Source organism: Dokdonella sp., assembly GCF_035703485.1.
GTDB lineage: Bacteria > Pseudomonadota > Gammaproteobacteria > Xanthomonadales > Rhodanobacteraceae > Dokdonella.
The window spans coordinates 1-8,078 of sequence record NZ_DASSYD010000077.1; the positions used below are offsets into that span (position 1 = coordinate 1).

At 59.4% G+C, this 8,078-nt stretch carries 5 protein-coding genes and 1 pseudogene; 4 read left to right on the forward strand and 2 right to left on the reverse strand.

The genetic code is table 11. From position 1 onward, the window contains the following. Nucleotides 1–2,325, reverse strand: a 2,325-nt coding sequence (locus VFN25_RS05735; protein WP_325139746.1) for a TonB-dependent receptor plug domain-containing protein, incomplete at its 3' end; no start/stop codon positions are given. Between the two features lie 496 nt (nt 2,326–2,821). On the opposite strand from VFN25_RS05735, the gene pip reads away from it, so the two are divergent. Beyond that, a complete protein-coding gene (gene pip / locus VFN25_RS05740; RefSeq protein ID WP_325139749.1) occupies nt 2,822–3,784 on the forward strand; it encodes a prolyl aminopeptidase in 963 nt (320 codons plus the stop codon). 75 nt (nt 3,785–3,859) lie between these two features. Here the strand turns inward: pip and VFN25_RS05745 are convergent, their stop codons facing one another. Continuing rightward, nucleotides 3,860–5,365 (reverse strand): aminotransferase class III-fold pyridoxal phosphate-dependent enzyme, encoded by a 1,506-nt coding sequence (locus VFN25_RS05745; protein WP_325139751.1) that lies wholly within the window; start codon nt 5,363–5,365, stop codon nt 3,860–3,862. Nucleotides 5,366–5,660: 295 nt separating this feature from the next. On the opposite strand from VFN25_RS05745, the gene VFN25_RS05750 reads away from it, so the two are divergent. From VFN25_RS05750 to VFN25_RS05760, 3 genes and pseudogenes are all read left to right on the forward strand, one after another. Further along, the gene (locus tag VFN25_RS05750) at nt 5,661–6,566 is read left to right on the forward strand and encodes an ABC transporter ATP-binding protein (RefSeq protein ID WP_325139753.1); all 906 of its coding nucleotides are present in this window, start codon (nt 5,661–5,663) and stop codon (nt 6,564–6,566) included. Then, the gene (locus VFN25_RS05755) at nt 6,566–7,336 is read left to right on the forward strand and encodes an ABC transporter permease (protein ID WP_325139754.1); all 771 of its coding nucleotides are present in this window, start codon (nt 6,566–6,568) and stop codon (nt 7,334–7,336) included. The genes VFN25_RS05750 and VFN25_RS05755 overlap by 1 nt, the downstream gene beginning before the upstream one ends. Before the next feature lie 46 nt (nt 7,337–7,382). Next, a pseudogene (locus VFN25_RS05760) lies at nt 7,383–8,078 on the forward strand (hypothetical protein); the annotation flags it as partial.

Genomic DNA, 8,078 nt, shown 5'->3' on the forward strand with positions numbered 1-8,078 from the left:
CTGGATACCGTCGTTGTAGCAGTCGCTCAGAATCTGTCCCGGACTATCTGCGACGATAGTGTTTTCGACGCGGATCCTCCACCAGTCCAGACCAAAGTTGAGTCCATTGACGAAATTCGGACTCCAGACCACGCCAAGTGTCTTCGAGGTCGCGGTTTCCGGCTGCAGGAACGGGTTGGAACCGCTCGTGAACGGGACCGGAGTCTGCGAGTTTGCCGTGGTCACCGGCGTGAAACCCTGTCCCAGCTGACGGAAGTTATCCGCAGCGGGTCCGAGATCACGGCGGCAATTGGCTCGGGTAGACGAGCCAGGATCCTGTGAACCGCCAAACTGGACATCGCAAGGATCCGTAAAGAACGAGAACGTCTGCGAGCCACCACCGTAGAGATCGGAAATCGTCGGTGCGCGGAAACCCTCCGCCCAGGTACCGCGGAACAGCAATTGATCGATCGGCTTCCAGCGCAGGCCAACCTTGCTGTTTACGGTGTCGCCAAACGTGTCGTAGTCGGAGTAACGGCTGGCCAGATCAACGCTCAGTTCCTTGGCGAACGCAAGGTCAGCGAGGACAGGAATCTGCAGCTCGAGGTAGGCTTCCTTGACGCTGTAGTCACCACCGGTCGGACCAGCCGAGAGGTTGGTTGAGCCACCGGTCTGGGCGAGCACATCCGGTGTGAACTTGCCATCTTCCTTGCGATGCTCGATGCCTGCTGCGAAGGCGAAGTCACCCGCCGGCATGGCAAACAGGGTGCCGGTGAGGTTGGCAGCAAATACAGTGGTGTTGGTCTTGCCTGTCGCGTGCTCTTCCTGGAACAGGAAATCCTGCAGTGCCTGGTTGTTGGTCAGGCCGCCATCACCAATCGTACCGAACGGCAGCAGCGGGTTGAACGGCACGCAACTACTGAATGGAATCGGATTGGCTTCGCTGCCGCATTGCACCTGGCCCTGCGAATTGAGGAACGACGGACCGACGCCGGCCGCCACGTTGGCCAAGTTGAAGTTGCCGAAGGTGCTTTGCAAAACCTTGTTCGAATTGCGCAGATAGCTGACATCCCAGTCGAAGTAGCGGTCACCGATCTCGAAGCTGCCTTCGAAGGCACCACTGAAACGGTAGGTGTCAAGTTCGCTGCTGCTGACGCGAGGCACTTCCCAGCCGCGGCGCCACCACGACCGCAATGCTTGCGGCGTCGTGCCCGGTGCGGCGTGGAAGCTGCCAAACGGGTTGAAATAGCTGTCGACCGACATGCCGCCAGCAGTTTGTGAAAACGATGCCGCCTGCAACGGGTAACCAGCCACCTGACGGTCGGAGAGGCGATTGTTGTACAGCAGGTTGGTGCGGAACCTGATGTTGTCGGTGATTTTGTAGATGCCGTCCACATACAACGCCTTGTTTTCCAGCGGTGTACGCAGATCGGTTTGCTGATTGGTATTGCTCTTGTCGTCGGGGGACGAGCTCGATGTGTTTTGGCGCCGGTAGCTGGCGGGATTGTACGGGTCGGCACCCTGACTCAGAATATAGCGACCATTACTGTAGCCGGCGACAGGGCTGCCGTTGGAGACAGCAAATCCGCCGAATTGTCCGACTGAGGTCCAACTCAGATTCGGGTGACGGCTCGAGCGCGGGAATGCGCTGAAGTCGCGATCAGCCGCTGCGACGCCTTTCTCTTTGGACCACTCGGCCGCCAATGTCAGCGAACCCCTGTCGCCACCAAAACCCATGATGAAGTTGCCCTTGGTCACTTCACCATCATCTTCATCATACTGACCGGCATAGACACTGGCCGCCGCACCGGAGTAGTTGGTGCGGGTGATGATATTCACGACGCCGGAAATTGCATCGGAACCATACAACGACGATGCGCCATCCTTGAGGACTTCGATTCGCTCGACGGCGACCGCGGGGATGGTCGAAACATCAGCCAGACCACTGGTTGAGATGCCGAGGCGCTTGCCATTGATCAGGACCAGGGTGCGTGCGGCACCAAGGTTGCGCATATCGATGAAGGTGCCGCCGGCGTTTTCACCTGCGGACAGCGGGGAGGCGCGGCTGAGCGGCGGTGAACCCATGGCGGTTACGTTTTGCAGGATGTCACCGACTGACTGAAAGCCCTGCTTCTCGATGTCGGCGCGGGTGATCGTCAGGATCGGTGCTTCAGTTTCGATTTCGACCTGACGGATACGCGAACCGGTGACGATGATGGTGTCCATGCGCTCTACGGCGCCCTCACTATTTTCCTGGGCAAAGCCGGTGCCGGTGAAAAGCACACTTGAGCCTATACCGATGAACAGCGCGCCGCGAACGGCGAGCATCAGCTTGTTTCGTTTCATTATTGCGATCCCTTTCGATGAGAGATGTTTGTAGGGTCGGAGATTCGTGGCCAGAAGCGTCGCAATGGGTATATTTTGGCCAGTTGCCACCGGTTTTCGGGCTTGACACACATGAAGATTGTGTTAAGTGGCAGAACCGCATCAACATTTGATCTATAAAGGAATAGACCTACAGGAATAAATACGATATTTGTCGTATGTGTCTCGAAATTTGCCTGAAAAGCGGCCAAAAGTCTTGGATCAAGCGGCTGTCCGGGCAATTTTGGCTGCTCAAAGCAATCAGAAATCGGCTGGATTCGAGGTCAAATCAGTCGATTGGCTGGTGTGGTGTCTTGCCGCATGTGAGGGCGCGCCAAGTCGTTTGGGTAGCTTGGCCCGTGATTGGGTGGCTGCGCCTCGTCGAAATGACCAAGTCAGGTTGATGGAGAATCACGACCAGAACGACCGAGGGCAAAGACCCAAACCGAGATTCGCGGTCATGGGTTAAACTAGGCTGATGAACGAATCCAGCTCAGATCGGCGTCGCCTTTACCCCGAAATTGAACCCTTTGATTCCGCCACCCTGCAGGTTTCACCCCTGCATCGGCTCTACTACGAGCAAAGCGGAAATCCGAAAGGCAAGCCCGTCGTTTTCCTGCATGGCGGCCCTGGCGGCGGCAGTGGACCGGGTGCGCGACGTTTCTTCGATCCGGCCCACTACCGAATCATCCTGTTTGATCAGCGCGGTTGCGGGCGCTCGACGCCGCATGCCGAGCTGACGGACAACACGACCTGGGATCTGGTCGCCGACATCGAGCGGCTTCGCGAGCATCTCGGTATCGACCGCTGGCAGGTTTTCGGTGGATCCTGGGGATCGACGCTCGCCCTTGCCTACGCCGAAACGCATCCTGATCGAGTCACCGAACTGGTTCTGCGCGGGATCTTCATGCTGCGTCGCTGGGAGCTCGAATGGTTTTATCAGAAGGGCGCCGATGCGCTGTTTCCAGATGCCTGGGAAGCGTATCTGGCCGCTATTCCCGAAGCCGAGCGCGGCGATCTGATGAGTGCTTACTATCGGCGTTTGACCAGTGACGACAGCGCCGTGCGCCTGGCGGCGGCCAAGGCCTGGTCGGTCTGGGAGGGTTCAACGAGTTTCCTGTTGCAGGATCCGGCGCATATCGATGGCAGCGCCGAAGATGAATTCGCGATTGCCTTTGCGCGAATTGAATGCCACTACTTCGTGCACGGAGGGTTCTTCGAACATGATGATCAGCTGCTGCGCAATGCCCATCGCCTGAAGAACATTCCCGCCGTGATTGTGCAGGGACGTTACGACGTCGTTTGTCCGGCACGCAGCGCCTGGGATCTGCATCGGGCCTGGCCAGAGGCCGATCTGCGCATCGTCCCGGATTCCGGGCATTCAGCCCTGGAGGCTGGCATCACTCACGAGCTGATCGAAGCCACCGACCGGTTCAGATAATCGTCGCGCGTTCGGAAAATCACCCAGAAAAAAGGCCCGCAATGCGGGCCTTTTTTGCTACAGGATCAAGCCTTCTCAGGCAGCAGCTTTTTTCGCCTGTGCCTTGCGCGGCCCTTCGACCAAAGCCTTGCGCACACCATCAACCAGCAGCTCGACTTCGGCGTCGGTGATCGAGAAGTGTGGCGTGAAGCGCAGAGAATTGGTGCCGCCATGAATGACGCCAATGCCGTGCTCGCGCATCCACTCTTCGGTGCTGTCGGCACCGTAGCACTTGAAGTCCGGCGACAGCTCGCAGGAAAACAGCAGACCGGTACCTTGTACCTTGGTGATGTATCCCGGCAGTTCGGCCTTGAGTGCATTCAGCTTGTCGACGAATTGACGACCACGGGCGCGGATGTTCTCGCGGACCTCCGGAGTCAGCATGTCGAGCACCACGCAAGCGACATCGAGCGCTCGCGGATTGGTTGTCATCGTGTTGCCGTAGATGCCGCGCTTGTAGAGATCCGCCGCGCGCTCATTGACGGCGAGGACGGAAAGCGGGAATTGGCCGGCATTGAGCGCCTTGGAGTAAGTCTCCATGTCCGGTTCCTCAATGTCTTCCATACCCGGATAGTCAACGAAGGACAGGACGCCGTGTGCGCGCAAACCCGCCTGGATTGAGTCAATCAAAAGCAGGCTGCCGTGCGCCTTGGTCAGCTCGCGTGCGGCCTTGTAGAACTCGACCGTCACTGCGCGACCCGGGTCGCCTTCGCCCATCACCGGCTCAAGGAACAAGGCTTCGATGAACCAGTTGTTCTTTTCAGCATCGGCGAACACCTTGCGCAGTTGCTCGACGTCGTAGGCATCGACGGTGATGACACTGGTTTCATTGCGATAGCTGGCCAGATTCTGCTCGTAGACCTTGCGCGATGAATTGGAATACAGGGCCGGACGATCGGTGCGCCCATGGAAGGCGCCCTTGACGGCCAGGCGCTTGATCTCACGGCCAGCGTAGCGTCCGCCTTCGTCGGTCATCAGCTTGGAGTTGACGTCGGCAATGCGCGCGGCCAGCGAGACCGACTCGGATCCCGAGTTGAGGCAGAGAAAACGGGTATACGGCGAGCCGCCGCGGGTATGACCGATTTCGCGCTTGAGCGCCTCGGCCATACGCAACTGGGCGAGATTCGGTGTCATCACGTTGGCCATGACCTGGGCTCGCGCAAGGACTTCGAGCACCGGCTTCGGCGCGTGGCCGAAGCCGAGCATGCCGTAGCCGCCGGAATCATGGATGACCGCACCCTTGAGGGTGACGATCCACGGACCGCGCGCACTCAATGCGACATACGGATTGACACCATCGTCCGGATAGAAATTGACGTAGTCGGCCTGGATTGCGTGGGCTTGTGCGCTCTCGTCGAGTTTGAGCAGATCCGAGCGGCTGGAGCGCAGGGCGAGAAATGCGGCATACGCAGCATCGATGACTTCGGCAAGTTCGGGATAGTTGCCAACCAGGGATTCCACCGTAGTGTCATCGAGTCCGGTCGTTCGTGGTGCGACGCCCGCCGCACGCATCTCATGCAGTTTTACCAACAACGCATTCATAGTGATCTCCTGAAAAGCACAAAGCCCGCGCCGAGGGGACGTCGCGGGCAATCAGGCCTTAGCCATTGATTAGGAAAGAAAAACAGGTCCGGCAAGCTTACCACGTTCGGGCCGTTTCCGATACCCCGGGCGCTGTTTCGGGGGTTCTCAAGAGGCCGGATTGAGGGCTCCGACTCCCTGCGCGGCGCGCAGCGTCTGCTCTCCGCATGACTTCTGTCACAGACGATGGCTGATCGTTGCGACTGCCGCTGACAGGCCGGAAGTCCCAAGCTGATCGCACACCATGGAGAGTGAAATGAGTGCGAACGAATCAAACCGTGAAATCCTTGCCGAACTGCGAAATGTTCGCAAGTGCTATGGCAAGGTGCCGGCTCTGGATGGCGTGGATCTGGCCTTGCGGGCTGGCCAACTGACCGCTGTGCTCGGCCCGAATGGGGCTGGCAAGACGACCGCGATCGGCCTCTTGCTGGGCTTGAATCGCGCCGATTCCGGTGAAGTGACCCTGTTTGGTCAAGCACCTCATTCGCTGATGGCGCGTCGTCAGGTCGGTGTCATGCTGCAATCCGCCGGTATTCCGGACGCCTTCAAGGTCGGTGAGCTGATCGAGCTGACCCGCAGCTACTATGCCGAACCCAGAACAATCGCCGATTGCGTCGCCCTGGCCGGCCTTGATGGTCTGCTCGATCGTCGCTACGGCAAGCTTTCCGGTGGCCAGCAACGCCGCGTGCAATTCGCCCTGGCGCTGTGTGGTCGTCCCAGGCTGCTGTTCCTCGATGAGCCGACCACCGGCCTCGATATCGAAGCGAGACAAGGCCTGTGGAAGGCGATCCGTGAACTCATCGCGGATGGTTGTTCGGTATTGCTGACCACGCACTATCTGGAAGAAGCCGAGGCCCTGGCTGATCGGGTCGTGGTTCTCAACGGTGGCCGGATCATTGCCGAGGGCAGCGTCGATGAAGTGCGTTCTCGCGTCTCGCAACGGCGCATCCGCTGCATTTCCTCGCTGACCGAGGGCGACGTCGCCAATTGGCCCGGCGTGCTCAGCGCGAAGCGGGCGGCAGGCCGTTTCGAAATTATTGCCGATCGCGCCGAACCGGTCGTGCGCCGGTTGCTCGATGAAGATACCGACCTTGAAGAGCTCGAAGTCGAGCGCGCGGGATTGGCCGAAGCATTTGTCGAACTGACCCGGGAGGTCGCGTGATGAACACGATGGCATTGACACCTGCCCAGTTGCTGGGTTGCTACTACCTCGAAGCCAAGTACGAGTTTCTGCGCCTGTGGCGAACACCTTCGTTCGTGCTGCCCTCGCTGCTGTTTCCCTCGATGTTCTACATCCTGTTCGGTGTTCTGCTCGGCGGTGGACGCGCGGGCAACGACGAGGCGGCGCGCTACCTGCTGGCAAGCTACGGGGTGTTCGGCATCATGGGTGCGGCCTTGTTCGGCTTCGGTGTCAACGTCGCCATCGAGCGTGAGCGCGGCTTTCTCACCCTCAAACGTGCCTTGCCAATGCCGCCCGGCGCGTATCTGGTCGCCAAGCTGATCATGGCGATGATCTTCGCGCTGATCATCTCGCTCATGCTCGGTGTGATCGCATCGACCATGGCCGGGGTTTCGCTATCGGCCTCGCAGTGGCTGCTGCTGCTCATGATCAACGTCATTGGCACCTTGCCGTTCAGTGCGATGGGACTGTTGATCGGCACGACCTTCAGTGGCCAGGCCTCGCCGGCCATCGTCAACCTGATCTACCTGCCGATGGCCTTCCTGTCCGGGCTGTGGCTTCCGCTTTCAATGCTGCCGAAATTCATCGGCACGCTGGCTCCGGTCTGGCCTTCCCATCATCTCGTGCAGATCGCGCTGAAGGTGGTCGGGCGCGACACCGGCGGTTCGCTGGGCATGCATGTTCTGGTCCTGATCGTGATCACGATCGCATTCTTCGTTCTCGCCAGGCGTCGCCTGGTTGAGCAGGGATAAACGCGGTCATGAATGTCATTTCATTGAGCGCTGAAGGAGAACTTGCATGAGGTACTGGACTGAAGTCATCGCGATCGGAGCGGTTGTCGCCGTGCTGAGCGTTGCCGTCCTGTCTCGGCAGAACGACTTGCCCCGAGCAACTGAAACAGCGGAATCCGTTGTCGGTGCCAGCAACAGCTTCGCCGTGCGTAATGTTCGCGTATTCGATGGCCGGAAAATGATCGATCGGGCCAACGTGATTGTTCGTGACGGACTCGTCGCCGAAGTCGGGAAGGATGTTCCGATTGCCGAATATTTGACCACCATTGATGGAACGGGGCGCACCATGTTGCCAGGGCTGATCGACGCCCATACCCATAGCTGGGGCGATGCGCAGCGCGATGCCCTGCGATTCGGTGTGACCACGGAGATCGACATGCATGGCGATCCCGCACGTCTCGCGGCGGTCAAGCGCCAACGAGAATCGCTGGCCCGCATCGACCAGGCCGATCTCTGGGCCGCCGGTGCCGCGGTAACCGTTGCCGGTGGTCACGGCACTCAGTACGGACTTTCGATTCCGGTGCTGGATGCGCAGACCGATATCGACGCGTTCGTGGCGGAAAAGATCGATGGTGGCTCGGATTTCATCAAGCTCATCGTCGAGGATCTCTCAGCCTATAGCGCCACACAGCGCTTGCCGACCTTGAGCGCCAGGCAGATTTCGGACGTCATCGCGGCAACCCATCGACGCAGTCGTCTGGCG

Bases quoted from the DNA above. Each gene is read 5' to 3' on its own strand.
- pip (WP_325139749.1), top strand. From the start codon at position 2,822: ATGAACGAATCCAGCTCAGATCGGCGTCGCCTTTACCCCGAAATTGAA.
- VFN25_RS05745 (WP_325139751.1), bottom strand. From the start codon at position 5,365: ATGAATGCGTTGTTGGTAAAACTGCATGAGATGCGTGCGGCGGGCGTC.
- VFN25_RS05750 (WP_325139753.1), top strand. From the start codon at position 5,661: ATGAGTGCGAACGAATCAAACCGTGAAATCCTTGCCGAACTGCGAAAT.
- VFN25_RS05755 (WP_325139754.1), top strand. From the start codon at position 6,566: ATGAACACGATGGCATTGACACCTGCCCAGTTGCTGGGTTGCTACTAC.